This window comes from Burkholderia sp. BCC0405 (assembly GCF_902833075.1).
Lineage (GTDB): Bacteria > Pseudomonadota > Gammaproteobacteria > Burkholderiales > Burkholderiaceae > Burkholderia.
Genome location: NZ_CADFEO010000010.1, coordinates 34,230 through 53,675, shown reverse-complemented (window position 1 = coordinate 53,675; position 19,446 = coordinate 34,230). Strand labels below are relative to the sequence as shown.

General features: G+C 65.8%; 19 protein-coding genes. 14 read left to right on the top strand and 5 right to left on the bottom strand.

Translation table 11 applies throughout. From position 1 onward, the window contains the following. The 9 genes from rseP to HWX36_RS18040 all read left to right on the top strand — a co-directional run bounded on the left by rseP (position 1) and on the right by HWX36_RS18040 (position 9,452). Positions 1–1,371, top strand: a complete 1,371-nt coding sequence (gene rseP / locus HWX36_RS18080; protein ID WP_175953389.1) for an RIP metalloprotease RseP — start codon at positions 1–3, stop codon at positions 1,369–1,371. 61 nt (positions 1,372–1,432) lie between these two features. Next, positions 1,433–3,742: an outer membrane protein assembly factor BamA gene (gene bamA, locus HWX36_RS18075; protein WP_175953388.1), complete on the top strand. Its 2,310-nt coding sequence runs from the start codon at positions 1,433–1,435 to the stop codon at positions 3,740–3,742. A gap of 64 nt (positions 3,743–3,806) precedes the next feature. Beyond that, entirely contained in the window at positions 3,807–4,304 is a 498-nt protein-coding gene (locus tag HWX36_RS18070) for an OmpH family outer membrane protein (RefSeq protein ID WP_043190836.1), read from the top strand. Between the two features lie 16 nt (positions 4,305–4,320). Beyond that, complete coding sequence (gene lpxD, locus HWX36_RS18065) at positions 4,321–5,415, top strand: UDP-3-O-(3-hydroxymyristoyl)glucosamine N-acyltransferase (RefSeq protein ID WP_175953387.1); 1,095 nt, start codon at positions 4,321–4,323, stop codon at positions 5,413–5,415. Between the two features lie 129 nt (positions 5,416–5,544). After that, positions 5,545–6,012: a 3-hydroxyacyl-ACP dehydratase FabZ gene (gene fabZ, locus HWX36_RS18060; RefSeq protein ID WP_011352450.1), complete on the top strand. Its 468-nt coding sequence runs from the start codon at positions 5,545–5,547 to the stop codon at positions 6,010–6,012. 58 nt (positions 6,013–6,070) lie between these two features. After that, on the top strand, positions 6,071–6,859 hold the full coding sequence (gene lpxA / locus HWX36_RS18055; RefSeq protein WP_175953386.1) for an acyl-ACP--UDP-N-acetylglucosamine O-acyltransferase: 789 nt from the start codon (positions 6,071–6,073) through the stop codon (positions 6,857–6,859). 3 nt (positions 6,860–6,862) lie between these two features. Further along, complete coding sequence (lpxB, locus tag HWX36_RS18050; RefSeq protein WP_175953385.1) at positions 6,863–8,032, top strand: lipid-A-disaccharide synthase; 1,170 nt, start codon at positions 6,863–6,865, stop codon at positions 8,030–8,032. Beyond that, on the top strand, positions 8,029–8,673 hold the full coding sequence (gene rnhB, locus HWX36_RS18045; protein WP_175953384.1) for a ribonuclease HII: 645 nt from the start codon (positions 8,029–8,031) through the stop codon (positions 8,671–8,673). Before lpxB ends, rnhB begins: the two co-directional genes overlap by 4 nt. Then, positions 8,670–9,452 (top strand): RNA methyltransferase, encoded by a 783-nt coding sequence (locus tag HWX36_RS18040; protein WP_175953383.1) that lies wholly within the window; start codon positions 8,670–8,672, stop codon positions 9,450–9,452. Before rnhB ends, HWX36_RS18040 begins: the two co-directional genes overlap by 4 nt. 78 nt (positions 9,453–9,530) lie before the next feature. Here the strand turns inward: HWX36_RS18040 and HWX36_RS18035 are convergent, their stop codons facing one another. After that, positions 9,531–10,346, bottom strand: coding sequence for a pyruvate, water dikinase regulatory protein (locus HWX36_RS18035; RefSeq protein ID WP_006483812.1), 816 nt, complete (start codon positions 10,344–10,346; stop codon positions 9,531–9,533). Positions 10,347–10,722: 376 nt separating this feature from the next. Between HWX36_RS18035 and ppsA the strand changes: the two genes are divergently transcribed. The 3 genes from ppsA to HWX36_RS18020 all read left to right on the top strand — a co-directional run bounded on the left by ppsA (position 10,723) and on the right by HWX36_RS18020 (position 14,779). Continuing rightward, complete coding sequence (gene ppsA, locus HWX36_RS18030) at positions 10,723–13,122, top strand: phosphoenolpyruvate synthase (protein ID WP_175953382.1); 2,400 nt, start codon at positions 10,723–10,725, stop codon at positions 13,120–13,122. Between the two features lie 253 nt (positions 13,123–13,375). Further along, positions 13,376–13,810 carry an NfeD family protein gene (locus HWX36_RS18025; protein ID WP_175953381.1) on the top strand — a complete coding sequence of 145 codons (435 nt, stop codon included), beginning with the start codon at positions 13,376–13,378 and terminating at the stop codon, positions 13,808–13,810. A gap of 33 nt (positions 13,811–13,843) precedes the next feature. After that, positions 13,844–14,779: an SPFH domain-containing protein gene (locus HWX36_RS18020; protein WP_175953380.1), complete on the top strand. Its 936-nt coding sequence runs from the start codon at positions 13,844–13,846 to the stop codon at positions 14,777–14,779. Between the two features lie 237 nt (positions 14,780–15,016). Here the strand turns inward: HWX36_RS18020 and smpB are convergent, their stop codons facing one another. Continuing rightward, positions 15,017–15,463 (bottom strand): SsrA-binding protein SmpB, encoded by a 447-nt coding sequence (gene smpB, locus HWX36_RS18015; protein ID WP_039342760.1) that lies wholly within the window; start codon positions 15,461–15,463, stop codon positions 15,017–15,019. A 98-nt stretch (positions 15,464–15,561) separates the two neighbouring features. Here smpB and HWX36_RS18010 point away from each other — a divergent pair, with 98 nt between their 5' ends. Both HWX36_RS18010 and HWX36_RS18005 read left to right on the top strand, forming a co-directional pair. Continuing rightward, positions 15,562–15,999 carry a type II toxin-antitoxin system RatA family toxin gene (locus HWX36_RS18010; protein WP_034181130.1) on the top strand — a complete coding sequence of 146 codons (438 nt, stop codon included), beginning with the start codon at positions 15,562–15,564 and terminating at the stop codon, positions 15,997–15,999. Positions 16,000–16,003: 4 nt separating this feature from the next. Then, positions 16,004–16,327 carry an RnfH family protein gene (locus HWX36_RS18005; RefSeq protein WP_175953379.1) on the top strand — a complete coding sequence of 108 codons (324 nt, stop codon included), beginning with the start codon at positions 16,004–16,006 and terminating at the stop codon, positions 16,325–16,327. A gap of 54 nt (positions 16,328–16,381) precedes the next feature. On the opposite strand, the gene HWX36_RS18000 is transcribed toward HWX36_RS18005, so the two are convergent. The 3 genes from HWX36_RS18000 to HWX36_RS17990 form a co-directional block, all read right to left on the bottom strand. Next, positions 16,382–17,365, bottom strand: coding sequence for a DMT family transporter (locus tag HWX36_RS18000; protein WP_175953378.1), 984 nt, complete (start codon positions 17,363–17,365; stop codon positions 16,382–16,384). Positions 17,366–17,501: 136 nt separating this feature from the next. Next, positions 17,502–18,188, bottom strand: a complete 687-nt coding sequence (locus HWX36_RS17995; protein ID WP_175953377.1) for a glutamine cyclotransferase — start codon at positions 18,186–18,188, stop codon at positions 17,502–17,504. Between the two features lie 31 nt (positions 18,189–18,219). Continuing rightward, positions 18,220–19,440 carry a helix-turn-helix domain-containing protein gene (locus HWX36_RS17990; protein ID WP_175953376.1) on the bottom strand — a complete coding sequence of 407 codons (1,221 nt, stop codon included), beginning with the start codon at positions 19,438–19,440 and terminating at the stop codon, positions 18,220–18,222. Positions 19,441–19,446: the final 6 nt, after the last annotated feature.

Genomic DNA, 19,446 nt, shown 5'->3' with positions numbered 1-19,446 from the left:
ATGAACGTGCTGGTCGAACTGATCGCGTTTGCGGTGGCGATCGGGGTGCTGGTCGTCGTGCATGAGTACGGACACTATCGCGTCGCGCGCTGGTGCGGCGTGAAGGTGCTGCGTTTCTCGATCGGCTTCGGCCAGCCCGTCGCGCGCTGGGTCAGCCGCAGGACGGGCACCGAGTGGACGCTGTCGGCGCTGCCGCTCGGCGGCTACGTGAAGATGCTCGACGAACGCGATCCCGGCCCCGGCATCCCGCCCGAGGAACTCGGTCAGGCGTTCAACCGGCAATCCGTCTACAAGCGCATCGCAATCGTCGCGGCCGGACCAATTGCCAACTTTCTGTTGGCAATTGCACTGTTTTCCATCGTATTCGCCACCGGCGTAACCGAGCCGGCCGCGATCGTCGCACCGCCGGCCGCCGGCACGGTGGCGGCGCGCGCGGGCTTCGACGGCAACGAGACGATCGTGTCGATCCGCAACGGGCAGGGCGGCGAGTCCGAGCCGGTGCGGTCGTGGTCGGACCTGCGCTGGAAGCTGCTGGCGGCTGCGTTCGATCACCGCGAGATCGTGCTCGGTGCACGAGACGGCAACACGACGTTCGATTTTCGCGTCGACCTGCGCAATGTTCCCGAAAGTCAGCTCGACGACGATTTCATGGCCCATCTGGGCTTCGAGACCGGCGGCGGCACGCTGTCGGTCGCGTCGGTGCAGCCCGGCAGCGCGGCGGAGCAGGCGGGGCTGAAGTCCGGCGACAAGCTGGTCGCGCTCGACGGCAAGCCGATCGGCGGCGCGTCGCGTTTCATCGATTTCGTGAAACACCATGCGGGCACGCCGCTCGATCTGCAGATCGAGCGCGACGGCGCCGCGCAGACCGTGTCGATCGTGCCGCAGATGCAGCGCGACGACGAGTCGGGGCAGGAGGTCGGCCGTATCGGCGCGGCGCTGTCGATGCATGCGCCGTCCGTCGACGTACGGTACGGGCCGATCGAGAGCCTACGGCTCGGCGCGCACCGCACATGGGACATCTCCGTGTATTCGCTGCGGATGTTCGGGCGCATGATCACGGGCAACGCGTCGCTGAAGAACCTGTCCGGCCCGGTAACGATCGCGGACTACGCGGGCAAGAGTGCGCGGCTTGGCCCGTCGGCGTTCCTGTCGTTCCTCGCCCTTGTCAGCATTAGCCTTGGCGTCCTGAACTTGTTGCCGATTCCCGTTTTGGACGGGGGGCATCTGTTATATTATGCGGTTGAAGCCGCGACCGGGAAAGCCGTCTCGGAGCGCTGGCAGCTGATTCTGCAAAGAGCCGGGTTGATCTGCATCGTCGCATTATCGGCGATCGCGCTGTTCAACGATCTGGCTCGGTTAATCCATTTCTGAAGCGTCAGGCGGCCGCCGCTGGGCAGCCGCCTGATTTGATGCAGCTAAATATTGGGGATGCATGTTGTTCAAACCTCATCGCTTTGTACCTAAGACAGTTGCAGCGGCCGCGCTCGCCGCGCACGGCCTCGCGGCGCATGCAGCGGCACCGTTCGTGGTGCAAGACATCAAGATCGAGGGGCTGCAGCGCGTCGAAGCGGGTTCGGTGTTCGCCTACCTGCCGATCAAGCAGGGCGATACCTTCACGGACGACAAGGCATCCGAAGCAATCCGCGCGCTGTACGCGACGGGCTTCTTCAACGACGTACGCATCGCCACGCAGGGCAACGTCGTGATCGTGCAGGTGCAGGAGCGTCCGGCCATCGCGTCGATCGACTTCACCGGCACGAAGGAATTCGACAAGGATAACCTGACGAAGGCGCTGCGCGCGGTCGGCCTCGCCGACGGCCGTTACTACGACAAGGCGCTCGTCGACAAGGCGGAGCAGGAGCTCAAGCGCCAGTACCTCACGCGCGGCTTCTACGCGGCCGAGGTCAAGACGACGGTCACGCCGGTCGACGCGAACCGCGTGTCGATCCTGTTCGCGGTCGCCGAAGGGCCGAGCGCGAAGATCCGCCAGATCAACTTCATCGGCAACAAGGTGTTCAGCACGAGCACGCTGCGCGACGAGATGCAGCTGTCGACGCCGAACTGGTTCTCCTGGTACACGAAGAACGACCTGTACTCGAAGGAAAAGCTCACGGGCGACCTCGAGGCGGTGCGCTCGTATTACCTGAACCGCGGCTACCTCGAGTTCAACATCGAGTCGACCCAGGTGTCGATCTCGCCCGACAAGAAGGACATGTACCTGACGGTCACGCTGCACGAAGGCGAGCCGTACACGGTGTCGGGCATCAAGCTGTCGGGCAACCTGCTCGATCGCGAAGCCGAACTCAACAAGCTGATCAAGATCAAGCCGGGCGACCGCTTCTCGGCCGAAAAGCTGCAGCAGACCACCAAGTCGATCGTCGACAAGCTCGGCGAGTACGGTTACGCATTCGCGACCGTCAACGCGCAGCCGGACATCGACCAGGCGAACCACAAGGTGAACCTGAACCTCGTCGTCGATCCGAGCCGCCGCGTGTACGTGCGCCGCATCAACGTCGTCGGCAACACGCGCACGCGCGACGAAGTGGTGCGCCGCGAAATGCGCCAGCTCGAAAGCTCGTGGTTCGACTCGAACCGCCTCGCGCTGTCGAAGGATCGCGTGAACCGTCTCGGCTACTTCACCAACGTCGACGTGACGACGGTGCCGGTCGAAGGCACGAACGACCAGGTCGACGTGAACGTGAAGGTCGACGAAAAGCCGACTGGCGCGATCACGCTGGGTGCCGGCTTCTCGTCGACGGACAAGGTCGTGCTGTCGGCCGGCGTGTCGCAGGACAACGTGTTCGGTTCGGGTACCAGCCTGTCGGTGAACGTCAACACCGCGAAGAGCTACCGCACGCTGACCGTCACGCAGGTCGACCCGTATTTCACGGTCGACGGCATCAAGCGGATCACGGACGTCTACTACCGCACGTACCAGCCGCTCTACTATTCGACGAGCTCGAGCTTCCGGATCATTACCGTGGGCGGCAACCTCAAGTTCGGTATCCCGTTCTCCGAGGTCGACACCGTTTATTTCGGCGTGGGTCTCGAGCAGAACCGTCTCGATGTCGATTCGGCGACGCCGCAGAGCTACAAGGACTACGTGAACGAGTTCGGCCGCGTGTCGAACACCGCGCCGCTGACGGTTGCGTGGTCGCGTGACGCGCGCGACAGTGCGCTGATCCCGAGCCGGGGCTACTTCACGCAAGCGAACGTCGAATATGGCGCACCCATCGGGAAGATCCAGTACTACAAGACCGACGTGCAGGCGCAGTACTATTATTCGTTCTCGCGCGGCTTCATCCTGGGCCTGAACCTGCAGGGCGGCTACGGTAACGGTATCGGCAACACGTACCCGATCTTCAAGAACTACTACGCGGGCGGTATCGGCTCCGTGCGTGGCTACGAGCCGAGCTCGCTGGGCCCGCGCGACACCACGACGAACGACCCGATCGGCGGTTCGAAGATGGTCGTCGGCAACATCGAGCTGACGTTCCCGCTGCCGGGCACGGGCTACGACCGCACGCTGCGCGTGTTCACGTTCCTCGACGGCGGTAACGTGTGGGGCAATGCGCCGGGCGGCACGAGTACGGGCGCCAACGGCCTGCGTTACGGCTACGGCGTGGGTCTCGCGTGGATCTCGCCGATCGGCCCGCTGAAGCTGAGCCTCGGCTTCCCGCTGCAGAAGCACGAAGGCGACCAGTACCAGAAATTCCAGTTCCAGATCGGGACGGCGTTCTGATCGAACGCATGACAACAGCAACGAGAGGGTAATTTTGCTAACCGGTAAGTTTTCGAAACGAGTGATGTGCGCGCTGACCGTTGCGCTGGCCTTGGGCGCGGCAACGGTGCACGCACAGGACGTCGCCCGCATCGCGGCGGTCAATTCGGATCGGATCCTGCGCGAGTCGGCGCCCGCGAAGGCGGCGCAGACGAAGCTCGAAGCCGAGTTCGCGAAGCGTGACAAGGATCTGCAGGATCTGGCGGCGCGTCTGAAGTCGATGTCCGATTCGCTGGACAAGAACGGTGCGTCACTGTCGGCGGCCGACCGCGCGCAGAAGCAGCGCGATCTCGCCCAGCTCGATACCGACTTCCAGCGCAAGCAGCGCGAGTTCCGCGAAGACCTGAACCAGCGCCGCAATGAGGAACTGGCGGCCGTGCTCGAGCGGGCGAACAAGGTCATCAAGCAGATCGCCGAGCAGCAGAATTACGACCTGATCGTGCAGGAGGCCGTGTACGTCAGCCCGCGCATCGACATCACCGACAAGGTGCTCAAGGCGCTCGCGTCCGGCTCGACGAACTGAACGGAGCAGACGACGAATGGCATTGACGCTTGAGGAACTCGTAAAGCGGTTCGGCGGCGAGATCGCCGGCGACGCACAGTGCAAGGTGAGCGGGCTCGCACCGCTCGACCAGGCAGGCCCGCAGCAACTCGCGTTCCTCGCGAATCCGAAGTACCTGTCGCAGGTCGAGTCGACCCGCGCCGGCGCGGTGCTGATCGCGCCGAAGGATCTGGAAAAGCTGGGCGCGGCCGCGAGCGGCCGGACGGCCGGCCCCCGCAATTTCATTGTCACGCCCAATCCGTACGCATACTTCGCGCGCGTCGCGCAGATGTTCATCGACCTGGCCACGCCGCAGCGTGCCGCCGGCGTGCATCCGAGCGCGACGATCGATCCGGCCGCTCAGGTTGCCGCGAGCGCGGTGATCGGCCCGCACGTGACGGTCGAGGCCGGTGCGGTGATCGAAGACGGCGTGCAGCTCGACGCGAACGTATTCGTCGGCCGCGGCACGACGATCGGCGCGGGCTCGCACCTGTATCCGAGCGCGTCGGTATACCACGGCTGCAAGGTCGGCCCGCGCGCGATCATCCATGCGGGCGCGGTGATCGGCTCCGACGGCTTCGGCTTCGCGCCGGATTTCGTCGGCGACGGCGACGCGCGCACCGGCAGCTGGGTCAAGATCCCTCAGGTCGGCGGCGTAACGATCGGCCCGGACGTCGAGATCGGCGCGAACACGACGATCGACCGCGGCGCGATGGCGGATACCGTCATCGAGGAATGCGTGAAGATCGACAACCAGGTGCAGATCGGCCACAACTGCCGGATCGGCGCCTATACGGTGATCGCCGGCAGCGCCGGGATCGCGGGCAGCACGACGATCGGCCGCCATTGCATGATCGGCGGCGCGGCCGGGATCGCCGGCCACGTGACGCTCGGCGACTATGTCATCATCACCGCGAAATCGGGCGTATCGAAGTCGCTGCCGAAGGCCGGCATCTATACCAGCGCGTTCCCGGCCGTCGACCACGGCGAATGGAACAAGAGCGCCGCGCTCGTGCGCAATCTCGACAAGCTGCGCGAGCGCATCAAGGCGCTCGAAGCCGCGCTCGCCGCCCAGGGCGGCATGGACGCCTGAGCGCATCATGCGAGCCCTCGAACCGGGCACGGCCAGCGCAACCGGCCCGGTTTGCCAGACTGGGCCGCACGGCGGCCCGCTTCAGCCTTTGCATCACCACCGCGCAGCCTCTGCGTGAGACGAACCATCATGAGCACTGAAAAAATCAATCTCGACATCCACAAGATCCTCACGCTGCTGCCGCATCGCTACCCGATTCTGCTCGTCGATCGCGTGCTCGAACTCGAACCGCACAAGGGAATCAAAGCGCTGAAGAACGTGTCGATCAACGAGCCGTACTTCCAGGGACATTTCCCGAAGCGGCCGGTGATGCCGGGCGTGCTGATCCTCGAGGCGCTCGCGCAGGCCGCGGCGCTGCTGACCTTCTCGGAAGAGCAGCCGAAGGATCCGGAGAACACGCTGTACTACTTCGTCGGGATCGACGGCGCGCGCTTCAAGCGTCCGGTCGAGCCGGGCGACCAACTGATTCTGAACGTGACGTTCGAACGCTACATCCGCGGCATCTGGAAGTTCAAGGCGGTGGCGGAAGTGGACGGCAAGGTGGCGGCGGAAGCCGAATTGATGTGCACGGTCAAGACGACCGACGTGGCGCCCTGAGCGACGCGGCACGGACAGGCAACGCAACGCGACACATCACATCGAGAGGCAACGGCGCATGACCAGGATTCATCCCACCGCGATTGTCGAGGCGGGCGCACAGATCGACGAATCGGTCGAGATCGGCCCGTACGCGATCGTCGGTCCGCACGTCACGATCGGCGCGCGTACGACGATCGGCTCGCACAGCGTGATCGAAGGCCATACGACGCTCGGCGAGGACAACCGCATCGGCCATTACGCGTCGGTCGGCGGTCGTCCGCAGGACATGAAGTACAAGGACGAGCCGACGAAGCTCGTGATCGGCAACCGCAACACGATCCGCGAATTCACGACGATCCACACGGGCACCGTGCAGGACGTCGGCGTGACGACGCTCGGTGACGACAACTGGATCATGGCCTATGTGCACATCGGTCACGACTGCACCGTCGGCAATCACGTGATCCTGTCGAGCAACGCACAGATGGCCGGCCACGTCGAGATCGGCGACTGGGCGATCGTCGGCGGGATGTCGGGCGTCCACCAGTTCGTGCGCATTGGCGCGCACTCGATGCTGGGCGGCGCGTCGGCGCTCGTGCAGGACGTTCCGCCGTTCGTGATCGCGGCAGGCAACAAGGCCGAGCCGCACGGGATCAACGTCGAAGGGCTGCGCCGGCGCGGCTTCTCGCCCGACGCGATCTCCGCGCTGCGCAGCGCGTACCGCCTGCTGTACAAGAACGGCCTGTCGCTCGAGGAAGCGAAAGTGCAGTTGCGCGAGCTGGCGGCGGCGGGTGGCGAAGGCGACGCATCCGTGAAGGCGCTCGTCGAGTTCATCGACGCGTCGCAACGCGGCATCATCCGCTAAGCGATGCCGCTTCCGACCACTCAGCTCCGGCTCGCGATGGTGGCCGGCGAACCGTCGGGCGACCTGCTCGGCGCGTCGCTGCTCGGCGGGCTGCGCGAGCGGCTGCCCGAATCGGCCCAGTACTACGGGATCGGCGGGCAGCGGATGCTCGCACAGGGCTTCGACTCGCACTGGCAGATGGACAAGCTGACCGTGCGCGGCTATGTCGAGGCGCTGGGCCAGATTCCCGAGATCCTGCGGATTCGCGGCGAGCTGAAGCGCCAGTTGCTCGCCGAGCGGCCGGACGCCTTCATCGGCATCGACGCGCCCGACTTCAACTTCAACGTCGAACAGGCCGCGCGCGACGCGGGCATCCCGTCGATTCACTTCGTGTGCCCGTCGATCTGGGCATGGCGCGGCGGCCGGATCAAGAAGATCGCGAAGTCCGTCGATCACATGCTGTGCCTGTTCCCGTTCGAACCGGCGATCCTCGACAAGGCGGGCGTTGCCTCGACCTACGTCGGCCATCCGCTCGCCGACGAGATCCCGCTCGAGCCCGACACGCACGGTGCGCGCATCGCGCTCGGACTGCCGGCCGACGGCCCGGTGATCGCCGTGCTGCCGGGCAGCCGGCGTTCGGAAATCGCGCTGATCGGCCCGACGTTCTTCGCGGCGATGGCGCTGATGCAGCAGCGCGAGCCTGGCGTGCGGTTCGTGATGCCGGCGGCGACGCCGGCGCTGCGCGCGCTGCTGCAGCCGCTCGTCGATGCGCATCCTAAGCTCGCGCTGACGATCACCGACGGCCGCTCGCAGGTCGCGATGACGGCTGCCGACGCGATCCTCGTGAAGAGCGGCACGGTGACGCTGGAAGCCGCGCTGCTGAAGAAGCCGATGGTGATTTCGTACAAGGTGCCCTGGCTGACCGGGCAGATCATGCGCCGGCAGGGCTACCTGCCGTACGTCGGCTTGCCGAACATCCTGGCGGGGCGTTTCGTCGTGCCCGAGCTGCTGCAGCATTTCGCGACGCCCGAGGCGCTCGCCGATGCGACGCTCACGCAGCTGCGCGATGACGCGAACCGCCGCACGCTGACCGAAGTATTTACCGACATGCATCTTTCGCTGCGGCAGAACACGGCCGCGAAGGCGGCCGAAGCGGTCGTGCGCGTGCTCGAACAACGCAAGGGGCGCGCATGACCGCAGTACGTGCACCACGCCGTCGCGCGTCGAGCGACGGGCAGGGCGGTTTCGATTTCAGCCGTCCCGACGAGATCGTCTGCGGCGTCGACGAAGCGGGCCGTGGCCCGCTCGCGGGGCCGGTGGTGGCCGCCGCGGTGATCCTCGATCCGGCGCAGCCGATCGACGGGCTCGACGATTCGAAGGCGCTGTCCGCGAAGAAGCGCGAGGCGCTGTACGAGCTGATCGTCGCGCGCTCGCTGTCGTATTGCGTCGCATCGGCGAGCGTCGACGAGATCGACACGCTGAACATCCTGCACGCGACGATGCTCGCGATGAAGCGGGCGGTTGAAGGGCTGTCGGTCCTGCCGACGCTCGCGCAGATCGACGGCAACCGCTGCCCGACGCTGACGGTGCGTGCCGAAGCGATCGTCAGCGGCGATGCGCTCGTGCCGAGCATCTCGGCCGCGTCGATCCTCGCGAAGGTCACCCGTGACCGCATGCTCGTCGACCTGCACGAACGCTTCCCGGTGTACGGCTTCAACGTGCATGCGGGCTACGGCACCGCGAAACACCTGGCCGCACTGCGCGAGCACGGCCCGTGCGAGGCCCATCGGCGCTCGTTCGCACCGGTGCGTGCGGCACTCGACCTGATTCGATGAAAAGCATTACTTCCCGCGACAACCCGCTGTACAAGCGCCTGAAGGCGCTCGCGGGTTCGACGTCCCATCAGCGCCGCGGCGGCCAGGCGCTGCTCGAGGGATTCCATCTCGCAAGCGCGTACCTCGACACGGGCGCGACGCCCGAGCTGTGCGTCACGACCGAAGGCGCACTCGGCCACGCCGAGGCCCAGGCGATCGTCGCGCGCATCGATGCGCAACGGGTCGTCACGCTGCCCGACGCGCTGTTCGGGCAGTTGTCGAACGTCGTCAGCGGCGTCGGCTTCCTGCTGCTCGTCGACCGGCCGGCGCAGCCGCTGCCGGCGCGCGTGATGCATACGTCGGTCGTGCTCGACGGCGTACAGGACGCCGGCAACGTCGGCTCGATCCTGCGCAGCGCGGCGGCCGCAGGCGTGCGCCACGTGTTCTGTGCGCCGGGCACCGCGTACGCCTGGTCGTCGAAGGTGCTGCGCTCGGGCATGGGTGCGCATTTCCTGCTGTCGATCCACGAGGACGTCGAAGCCGGCGCGCTCGCCGAGCGCCTCGATGTGCCGGTCGCGCTGACCGACTCGCACGGTGCGCAGGCGGTCTACGACTGCGACCTGTCGGGGCCGGTTGCATGGGTGTTCGGCAACGAGGGTGCCGGCGTGTCGGCGTTCTGGCGCGACGCGGCCACGCTTCGCGTAACGATCCCGCAGCCGGGCGGGATGGAGTCGCTGAACGTCGCGGCCGCGGCTGCGGTCTGCCTGTTCGAGCAGGTGCGTCAGCAGCGGCGTGCGTGACGCCACACGCGTGCTTGCTCCGCACCATGAAAAAGGCCGCGTTCGACGCGGCCTTTTTGTTTCCGGCGGCGGCCAGTCTTAGTACGACTGCCGGTCGAGGCGGATTTCCTGCAGGATCGTCGTCGCGATTTCCTCGATCGACTTGTGCGTCGACGACAGCCACTTGATCCCCTCGCGGCGCATCATCGCTTCGGCTTCGTTGATCTCGTAGCGACAGTTCTCGGGCGCCGCGTATTTGCTGCCCGGCCGACGCTCGTTACGGATCTCGGACAGGCGCTGCGGGTCGATCGACAGCCCGAACAGCTTCTCGCTGTAGGGCGACAGCGCCGACGGCAGCTTGCCGCGCTCGAAATCCTCCGGAATCAGCGGATAGTTTGCTGCCTTCACGCCGTACTGCATCGCGAGATACAGGCTCGTCGGCGTCTTGCCGCTGCGCGACACGCCGACGAGGATCACGTCGGCTTCCGACAGGTTGCGGTTCGACTGGCCGTCGTCGTGGGCGAGCGAGAAGTTGATCGCCTCGATCCGGGTCTTGTATTCCTCGGTATCGGCGTTCTGGTGGCCGCGGCCCATCGCGTGGCTCGACTTGAGCTCCAGTTCCTGCTCGAGCGGTTCGACGAAGCGCTGGAACATGTCGAGCACGAGTGCGTTCGAGCGCTTGACGATGTCGTTCGACTCGCTGTCGACAAGCGTCGTGAACACGATCGCGCGGCGGCCGTCGTGCACGGCGGCCTCGTTGATCTTCTCGACGGTCGCATAGGCCTTGTCGAGCGAGTCGACGAACGGCACGCGCACGAGGCGGAATTTCTGGTCGAACTGGGAGAGGATCGAATGCGCGAAGGTTTCGGCAGTGATCCCGGTGCCGTCGGAGACGATGAATACGGTAGGCAGCATGAATCTGGGCGTCGAACGTGAAGGGCGGTTGCGCGGGCGGCTGGAGGTCCGCCTCCAGACGCAGTGACAAGGTCGCGCCACATCCGGCAGCCGGCACGGTAGAATAGCGGCAACCTGTTGGATAAGCAATTGCGGGGGCAGGGCGCGAACGGCGCCTCAGGCTTCGCCGCTTGATTCAAAAATTCCCGGCAAGTTTGGCGATTTGTCTGCAAATATCGTCCTTCTGCCGGGATTTTTGTAAATCGGGTCGGAAGATTTCCCGCTGCTGCGATTGTTTATCTAACAGGTTGCGCAAGACGCGCCGCGCTTTTTTGCAAGCGCCCGCGTCCAAGCCCACTTGCGCAATCGAGCATTTTTTTCACACTTAGGGGCTTGTATGACTAACGCAGCAAATGTCGCAAAGGACCAGGCGTATGTAATTCCGTTCGAGCAGTTGCGGATGACCGATGTGGAGATCGTCGGCGGCAAGAATGCGTCGCTTGGCGAAATGATCAGCCAGCTTTCCGAAGCAGGCGTTCGCGTACCCACCGGTTTTGCCACGACCGCGCTCGCGTTCCGCGATTTTCTCAAGCACAACGACCTTACCGACCGCATCGCCAAGCGTCTCGAGTCGCTCGACATCGACGACGTGAAGGCGCTCGCCGAAGCCGGTGCCGAAATCCGCAAGTGGATCGTCGATGCGCCGATGCAGGCACGTCTCGAACAGGAAATCCGCGAGCAGTTCGAAATCCTGACGAACAGCTCGCCGGGCGAGCTGTCGTTCGCCGTGCGTTCGTCCGCCACCGCGGAAGACCTGCCCGACGCATCGTTCGCCGGCCAGCAGGAGTCGTACCTGAACGTCGTCGGCATCGATGACGTGCTCGACCGCATGAAGCACGTGTTCGCGTCGCTGTACAACGACCGCGCGATCTCGTATCGCGTGCACAAGGGTTTCACGCACGCGGAAGTCGCTCTGTCGGCCGGCGTGCAGCGCATGGTTCGCTCGGACGTCGGCGCGGCCGGCGTGATGTTCACGATCGACACCGAATCGGGCTTCAAGGACGCCGTGTTCATCACGTCGAGCTATGGCCTGGGTGAAACCGTCGTGCAGGGCGCAGTGAACCCGGACGAGTTCTATGTGTTCAAGACGACGCTCGCGCAGGACAAGTACCCGATCATCCGCCGTTCGATCGGCTCGAAGCTGATCAAGATGGAATTCACGCAGCCGGGCGAGCCGGGCCGCGTGAAGACGGTCGACGTGCCGCACGAGCAGCGCAACCGCTACTCGATCACCGACGAAGACGTGGTCGAGCTGGCGAAGTACGCGGTCATCATCGAGAAGCATTACCAGCGTCCGATGGACATCGAGTGGGGCAAGGACGGCCGCGACGGCAAGATCTTCATCCTGCAGGCACGCCCGGAAACCGTGAAGAGCCAGGCGACCGGCAAGGCCGAGCAGCGCTTCAAGCTGAAGGGCCAGTCGCAGGTGCTCGCGACGGGTCGTGCGATCGGCCAGAAGATCGGCGCGGGCCCCGTGCGCGTGATCCAGGATCCGTCGGAAATGGAACGCGTGCAGCCGGGCGACGTGCTGGTCGCCGACATGACCGACCCGAACTGGGAGCCGGTGATGAAGCGTGCAGCCGCGATCGTCACGAACCGTGGCGGCCGGACCTGCCACGCGGCGATCATCGCGCGCGAACTCGGCGTGCCGGCAGTCGTCGGCTGCGGCGATGCAACCGACATCCTGAAGGACGGCGCGCTCGTCACCGTGTCGTGCGCGGAAGGCGACGAAGGCAAGATCTACGACGGCCTGCTCGAGACGGAAGTCACCGAAGTGCAGCGCGGCGAACTGCCGGAAATCCCGGTCAAGATCATGATGAACGTCGGCAACCCGCAGCTCGCGTTCGACTTCTCGCAGTTGCCGAACGCCGGCGTGGGCCTCGCGCGTCTCGAGTTCATCATCAACAACAACATCGGCGTTCACCCGAAGGCGATCCTCGAGTACCCGAACATCGACCAGGACCTGAAGAAGGCCGTCGAGAGCGTCGCGCGCGGTCACGCATCGCCGCGTCAGTTCTACGTCGACAAGCTGACGGAAGGTGTCGCGACGATCGCGGCGGCGTTCTATCCGAAGCCCGTGATCGTGCGTCTGTCCGACTTCAAGTCGAACGAGTACAAGAAGCTGATCGGCGGTTCGCGTTACGAGCCGGACGAGGAAAACCCGATGCTGGGCTTCCGCGGCGCGTCGCGTTACATCGCTGAAGACTTCGCGCAGGCGTTCGAGATGGAGTGTCGTGCACTGAAGCGCGTGCGCGACGAGATGGGCCTGACCAACGTCGAGATCATGGTGCCGTTCGTGCGTACTGTGAAGCAGGCGGAGCGCGTCGTCGGCCTGCTCGAGAAGTTCGGCCTGAAGCGCGGCGAAAACGGCCTGCGCCTCGTGATGATGTGCGAAGTCCCGACCAACGCGATCCTCGCCGAAGATTTCCTGCAGTTCTTCGACGGGTTCTCGATCGGGTCGAACGACCTCACGCAGCTCACGCTGGGCCTCGACCGCGATTCGGGCATGGAACTGCTGGCTGTCGACTTCGACGAACGCGACCCGGCCGTCAAGTTCCTGCTGAAGCGCGCGATCGATACCTGCCGCAAGATGGGCAAGTATGTCGGCATCTGCGGCCAGGGCCCGTCCGATCATCCGGACTTCGCGCAATGGCTGACGGACGAAGGCATCGTGTCGATCTCGCTGAACCCCGACACGATCATCGATACGTGGCAGGCGCTTGCCAACCGGAAGTAACGGCCGGTAACGCACCATCGGCGAAAGCGCGGCGGCATCGTGCTTTCGTCGAAGGCAAAATGCAAGGTTCATGCTATAAACACCCCGGTAGGCACCGGGGTGTTTTTGTTTGTCGGTAACCCCGGGCCGCCCCAAGCGTGCCGACCGCCCCGTCGGGGGGGCAGCGGGCATGCCGCGCCGGAGTCGCGCGCCAACGCTTATTCTGGTTCCATGCAACGCCGGTGAGCGCGGGGATGTTTTTCTGGAGACCACAATGATGTCGGGGCATCTGTTCTGGTGGGTCGCGGTGGGTGTGCTGGTCGTGGCCGAGTTGCTGACGGGCACGTTCTACCTGCTGATGATCGCGCTCGGCTTTCTCGCGGGCGGTTTGCTGCAACTGGCCGGTTTCGCGCCGCACGTGCAATTCGGCGCGGCGGCCGTGGTCGCGATCGTCGCGATGATCGTGCTGCGCCGTTCGGGGCTCGGCCGCAAGCAGAAGCGCGACACGTCGACGAATCCCGACGTCAATCTCGATATCGGCGCGACCGTCACGGTCGACGCGTGGCGCGACGGCCGCGCGCGTGTGCAGTATCGCGGGGCCGACTGGGACGTCGAGCTTGCGAACGGCGAGCGCGACGATGCGCACGTGTATCAGGTAAGCGCCGTGCGCGGCAGCTGTCTCGTGGTCGTGGCGAAACCCGCGGGCTGATCGTCCGCCGATACAACAAGGAGGGAATACTTCATGGATTCGCTGATCATCTGGGTTGTCCTGCTCGTCATCGCGATCGTGATCGTGTCGAAGACGGTCAAGATCGTGCCGCAGCAACATGCGTGGGTGCTCGAGCGCTTCGGTCGTTATCACGCAACGCTGTCGCCCGGTCTCAATATCGTGCTGCCGTTCGTCGATCGCATCGCGTACCGGCATGTGCTCAAGGAAATCCCGCTCGACGTGCCGAGCCAGATCTGCATCACGCGCGACAACACGCAGCTGCAAGTCGACGGCGTGCTGTATTTCCAGGTGATGGACCCGATGAAGGCGTCGTACGGGTCGAGCAACTTCGTGCTTGCGATCACGCAGTTGTCGCAGACGATGCTGCGCTCGGTGATCGGCAAGCTGGAGCTCGACAAGACTTTCGAGGAGCGCGACTTCATCAACCACAGCATCGTGTCGGCGCTCGACGAGGCCGCTGCGAACTGGGGCGTGAAGGTGTTGCGCTACGAGATCAAGGACCTGACGCCGCCGAAGGAAATCCTGCATGCAATGCAGGCGCAGATCACCGCGGAGCGTGAAAAGCGCGCGCTGATCGCCGCATCCGAAGGCCGCAAGCAGGAGCAGATCAACCTCGCGTCGGGCGCGCGCGAAGCGGCGATCCAGAAATCCGAAGGCGAGCGGCAGGCCGCGATCAACCAGGCGCAGGGCGAGGCCGCTGCGATTCTGGCGGTGGCCGAGGCGAACGCGCAGGCGATCCAGAAGATCGCGAACGCGATGCAATCGCAGGGCGGGATGGACGCGGTGAACCTGAAGGTTGCCGAGCAGTATGTCAGCGCCTTCTCGAATCTCGCGAAACAGGGCAATACGCTGATCGTGCCGGCGAATCTGTCGGATCTCGGCACCGCGATCTCGTCAGCACTGACGATCGTCAAGAGCGCGGCGGCGGCTTCGGGCGGAAAGGCCTGAGTCGGACCTGCGCGGTGCGCAGGAGGTCGCCGCGTGCGGCGAATCGTCGCGCAACCGGGGCGCGGATGATGCCCGTGCGGTCCCGTAGGCGGACCCTTTCTTCAGTCGAAACGGGCGGGGTGGCGCCCGGCGTGCCGATCCGGCCACTGCCGGGCGGCCGGCATGCAAGACACCTCACCCAAAGCAACACGGCCCGCTTCGAGCGGGCCGTGTCGTTTGTGATGCGTGTCGCGCGGGTCAGGTGCCGGCGCGCATGATGCGTGCCTTTTCGCGTTCCCAGTCGCGCTTTTTCTCGGTTTCGCGCTTGTCGTGCAGCTTCTTGCCCTTCGCGAGCGCGATGTCGCACTTCACGCGCCCCCCCTTGTAATGGAAGTTCAGCGGCACGAGCGTGTAGCCGCGCTGCTCGACCTTGCCGATCAGTTTCTTGATTTCCTCGCGGTGCAGCAGCAGCTTGCGCGTGCGAACCGGGTCGGGTGTGATGTGGGTCGAAGCCTCGGGCAGCGGGCTGATATGGGTACCGATCAGGAAGATCTCGGCGTGCTTGATCACGACGTAACCTTCCCTGATCTGGCCGCGCCCGGCGCGCAGCGCCTTGACTTCCCAGCCCTCCAGCACGAGCCCCGCCTCGTAGCGTTCCTCGATGTGATAATCGAAGTGCGCCTTCCTGTTGTCGATGATGCTCATGAATGGATTGGGCCAACTCGTTTAAAATCACGATTTTAGCAAAGCGGGGCGAGAATCGTCCGGCTTGCTTTCTCACCTTAAGCGATGCCGCGCGATTTATGGCAGATGTCCAGAAAACAGTATTGATCCGTCATTCGGCGGAACAGATGTTCGACCTCGTCACCGACGTGGCCGACTACCCCAATTTCCTGCCCTGGTGCGGCGGCGTCGAGATTCGCCGTCAGGACGATAGCGGGATGGAAGCGCGCATCGACATCAACTTCAAGGGTATCAAGCAGCATTTCGCGACGCGCAACACGCAGCAGCGTCCGACGCGGATCGACATGGAGTTCACGGACGGCCCGTTCAAGAAGTTCACGGGCTCGTGGCGCTTCACGGCACTGCGTGCCGATGCGTGCAAGATCGAATTCGCGCTGCACTACGAGTTCTCGAGCATCCTGCTCGAGAAGATCATTGGGCCCGTGTTCAGCCATATCGCGAACACGTTCGTCGATTCGTTCGTGAAGCGCGCCGACCAGCGCTACGGAAAGGGGTGACGCGATGCTGTCGATTGAAGTCTGCTACGCGCTGCCGGATCGCCAGACGCTGATTCCGCTGTCGCTGCCGGAAGGGGCGACCGTTCGTTCCGCGATCGATGCGAGCGGCGTGCTCGCGCTGCACCCGGAAATCGATCTCGCGAACGCGAAGACGGGCGTGTACGGCAAGCTTGCGCCGCTCGACGCGCCGCTCGCCGACCACGACCGCGTCGAGATCTACCGCCCGTTGATCGTCGATCCGAAGCTCGCGCGCCAGCGGCGCGTCGACAAGTCGCGTCGCGAAGGCTCCATCGAGGGCCGCAAGTGGATGCACAAGGACGCGCGCTGACGCGGGCCGATTCGCGGCTTTCGCCCCGAATCGTCTGATCAAACGCCGTGGCGCTCAGTGGGCCGCGGCGTTTGCGCTTGCCGGCGGGCTTCCCGACGTATCGCCGCCGGCGGGCCTGTTGCCATGCTGCCGCACCGATCCGTAGACGCCTGCGAGCAGCAGCGCCAGCGCGGCGATCTCGAGCGCATGCGGCATCCGCTGGTCGTACACGAATGCGTAAAGCATCGCGAACACGGTTTCGAACACGATCAGCTGGCCGGACAGCGTGAGCGGAAGCCGTTTCGACGCGGCATTCCACAGCCCGTTGCCGAGCCACGATGCGCCGATCGCGAGCACGAGGTTCAGCAGCCAGAACAACTGCCAGCGCGACGCCGGGACCGCCGCCTGCACGGTGCCGGCCGGCAGCGCGAGGATCGCGATCCCGACGAGCCCGCCGATCAGGCCCGTCACGACGCCCCACAGCACCGACCACTCGTTGCCGCCGAAATGATGATGGCGCTGCAGATAGCGTGCGTTCGCGACCGCATACCAGGTCCAGCTCGCGAGCGCGCCGGCCGCGCAGGCGATGCCCGCGAGCTTCTGGCCGAGCGTCGTCGCATGCGCGGCCTCGGACGTGAACAGGTCGACGTTGATGCAGACGATGCCTGCGATCACCAGCGCGAGCGGGGCGGCGAGCCGCCGCAGCGGCACGGCGCCGTGGTCGCCGAGGCCCGCGAGCGTGACCGTGACGGGCAGCACGCCGACGATCAGCGAACTGGGCGCGATGCCGATCAGGTGCACGGCGCCTGACAGCAGCATGTAGTACGCGACGTTGCCGACGACGGCGAGCCTGACCAGCGCGGCGAGATCCTCGCGGGTCAGCCGCGCGAGCAACGAGCGGGCGGCCGGCAGCGCGGCCGCGAGCGATACGAGGCCGTACATCGCGTAGCGGCCGGCGCTCAGCAGCAGCGGCGAGAAGTCTGTCAGCAGCCGCGGAACGAGAAACACCATGCCCCACAGGGCCCCTGCCAGAACACCATAGACCACACCGCGCTGCATCGACCGCTCCGAACACATGACTGACGAGCGCGCATCTTAGCGACGCGGTCGTTGCGTCGTCTTGTTCATTCCTGCACTCGGCGCAGGGCGGGGCGCAGGCGTGCCGCGCCCGGGAGCGATCAAGGCAGGCGGTGGATCATTCGTCAGCAGGGTCGGGCGTTGCGCCCGCGTTGTTGCCCGACGTCCGCGCCCGCGCGGGCCGACGCACGGTGCGCAGCGTGCCGCTGTTGCCGCCGCCGCAGTAGAAGCGGTCGTGGCCGTCGGATTCGAGCCCCGATACGCCGACGCCGGCCGGCATGTCAATCTGCTCGAGCACCTGGCCCGAGTGCGGATCGATGTGCCGCAGGTCGGCCTGGTCGGCTTCCCAGGTGCCGTGCCACAGCTCGCCGTCGACCCACGTCACGCCGGTGACGAAGCGGTTCGATTCGATCGTGCGCAGCACGGCGCCCGACTGCGGATCCACCTGATGGATCTTGCGTTCGCGGTACTGGCCGACCCACAGCGTGCCTTCGGCCCAAGCCAGCCCCGAATCGAGGCCATTGCCGGGGGCGGGGATCGTTGCGAGCACGCGGCCCGATCCGGGATCGATCTTCTCGATGCGGTTCTCGACGATCTGGTACAGGTGGCGGCCGTCGAACGCCGTGCCCGCATGCGCGGCGACGGCGATCGAGCGCACGGTCGTGCCGCGCTCCGGGTCGAGCGCATTCAGCTTGTCGCCGCACGCGTACCACACGTACTGCCCGTCGTACGTGACGCCGTGTACGCTGTCGACGCCCGGAAACGGGCCGTATTCGCGAAGGATGTCTGCACGGGAGCGTTTCATGTTCGTCACCTCGTCGTTCGGTGAGGCCATCCTAATCGTCCGGCAGCGGGGCAGGGAGTAACAAGGTCGTCGCGAAACCGGGCAGCGGCGGCGTCATCCAGCGGCGGGCGCGGCCGCGGCCGAGCGCCTGGACCTTGTCTGCTTCGGCGAGCGCGTCGAGCGCGCGCTGCACGGTGCGCTGGCTCGCGCGCAGGGCCAGCGCCAGTGCGGAGCTCGACCAGGCTTCGCCATCGGCGAGGAGCGCGAGCACGGCCGCGTGGCGATCGTCGACCGGGCGCGCCAGGACGACGGTCTCGCGTATGCCGAGTGGTTCGAGCGCGAAGCCACACGGGGTTGCGATGACGTTCGCGAGCGGCCGCAGCAGCGCGCGCAGCCGGCCGATCTCGACACGCAGGCGTGCGCGATGCGATTCGTCCGCGTGTTTTGCGCGGAACGCGGCAGCGACGAGCGCGTTGCGCGACACGTCGGCCGGCCACGCTTCACCGAGCGCGCGGGCGAGCATGAACAGCACGGGCCGTCGCGCAAGCGACACGGTCGTGCGCGCGTCGCGCACCGTGTGGCGGCACGCGTCGACGACGAGCGCGTTCGATGCGAACAGCGCCTCCACTTCGTCGAGTTGCACGAGCCGCGATGTGCCGCGCGTGATGAGGCGCGCGGCCGGTGCGTCGAGCACGCGTGCCGCAGTGTCGACCTCGGCCGTCAGCGCGGCGATGCCGGCGTCGCGGGCCGCTGCGCGTGCCCGGGTGAGCGCAGCGCGCGCCGCGTGCGTGCGGATGCGGCGCATCGCGATGCCGGCCGCGATCAGCTCATGGGCGGCGCGCGATGCAGCCGGCAGTGGCGCGGGATCGAGATTCGCGAGCATCCGCTCGGCATCGTCGAGCTGGCCGATCAGCAGTAGCCGGCGCACGCCGAGATAGCGTGCATGCGCGGCGTTTGCGCGGTCGCCGTGCGCGTCGAGCGTCGCGCACGCGGCATCGAGCGCGCGCGTCGGCCAGCGCAGGTCGCGCGACGCGAGTGCGATCTCCGCTTCCGCGACGACGCAGCGCGCACGCGCCACGGCCTCCTTCGGGCCGAACGCACGAGCGGCGCCGCGCACGAGTGCGCGCGCGCGTTCGAAATCGCCGAGCTGCGCCATTGCGATCCCGCGCAGTGCGAGCGCCGGCGCATCGTCGCGCAGCGCGACGCGATTCAGCGCGCCGAGCGCGTCACCGGCCGCGAGTGCGCGCGCGGCCGCCGTGATCAGCGAATCCATCCGAAT

What these genes read in the sequence shown, in the direction of transcription:
- lpxA (WP_175953386.1), top strand. Translation starts at nt 6,071, where the DNA reads ATGACCAGGATTCATCCCACCGCGATTGTCGAGGCGGGCGCACAGATC.
- HWX36_RS18000 (WP_175953378.1), bottom strand. Translation starts at nt 17,365, where the DNA reads ATGCAGCGCGGTGTGGTCTATGGTGTTCTGGCAGGGGCCCTGTGGGGC.
- ppsA (WP_175953382.1), top strand. Translation starts at nt 10,723, where the DNA reads ATGACTAACGCAGCAAATGTCGCAAAGGACCAGGCGTATGTAATTCCG.
- HWX36_RS18020 (WP_175953380.1), top strand. Translation starts at nt 13,844, where the DNA reads ATGGATTCGCTGATCATCTGGGTTGTCCTGCTCGTCATCGCGATCGTG.
- HWX36_RS18010 (WP_034181130.1), top strand. Translation starts at nt 15,562, where the DNA reads ATGGCAGATGTCCAGAAAACAGTATTGATCCGTCATTCGGCGGAACAG.
- HWX36_RS18070 (WP_043190836.1), top strand. Translation starts at nt 3,807, where the DNA reads ATGTGCGCGCTGACCGTTGCGCTGGCCTTGGGCGCGGCAACGGTGCAC.
- lpxD (WP_175953387.1), top strand. Translation starts at nt 4,321, where the DNA reads ATGGCATTGACGCTTGAGGAACTCGTAAAGCGGTTCGGCGGCGAGATC.
- bamA (WP_175953388.1), top strand. Translation starts at nt 1,433, where the DNA reads ATGTTGTTCAAACCTCATCGCTTTGTACCTAAGACAGTTGCAGCGGCC.
- HWX36_RS17990 (WP_175953376.1), bottom strand. Translation starts at nt 19,440, where the DNA reads ATGGATTCGCTGATCACGGCGGCCGCGCGCGCACTCGCGGCCGGTGAC.
- fabZ (WP_011352450.1), top strand. Translation starts at nt 5,545, where the DNA reads ATGAGCACTGAAAAAATCAATCTCGACATCCACAAGATCCTCACGCTG.
- HWX36_RS17995 (WP_175953377.1), bottom strand. Translation starts at nt 18,188, where the DNA reads ATGAAACGCTCCCGTGCAGACATCCTTCGCGAATACGGCCCGTTTCCG.
- HWX36_RS18035 (WP_006483812.1), bottom strand. Translation starts at nt 10,346, where the DNA reads ATGCTGCCTACCGTATTCATCGTCTCCGACGGCACCGGGATCACTGCC.
- rnhB (WP_175953384.1), top strand. Translation starts at nt 8,029, where the DNA reads ATGACCGCAGTACGTGCACCACGCCGTCGCGCGTCGAGCGACGGGCAG.
- lpxB (WP_175953385.1), top strand. Translation starts at nt 6,863, where the DNA reads ATGCCGCTTCCGACCACTCAGCTCCGGCTCGCGATGGTGGCCGGCGAA.
- HWX36_RS18005 (WP_175953379.1), top strand. Translation starts at nt 16,004, where the DNA reads ATGCTGTCGATTGAAGTCTGCTACGCGCTGCCGGATCGCCAGACGCTG.
- rseP (WP_175953389.1), top strand. Translation starts at nt 1, where the DNA reads ATGAACGTGCTGGTCGAACTGATCGCGTTTGCGGTGGCGATCGGGGTG.
- smpB (WP_039342760.1), bottom strand. Translation starts at nt 15,463, where the DNA reads ATGAGCATCATCGACAACAGGAAGGCGCACTTCGATTATCACATCGAG.
- HWX36_RS18025 (WP_175953381.1), top strand. Translation starts at nt 13,376, where the DNA reads ATGATGTCGGGGCATCTGTTCTGGTGGGTCGCGGTGGGTGTGCTGGTC.
- HWX36_RS18040 (WP_175953383.1), top strand. Translation starts at nt 8,670, where the DNA reads ATGAAAAGCATTACTTCCCGCGACAACCCGCTGTACAAGCGCCTGAAG.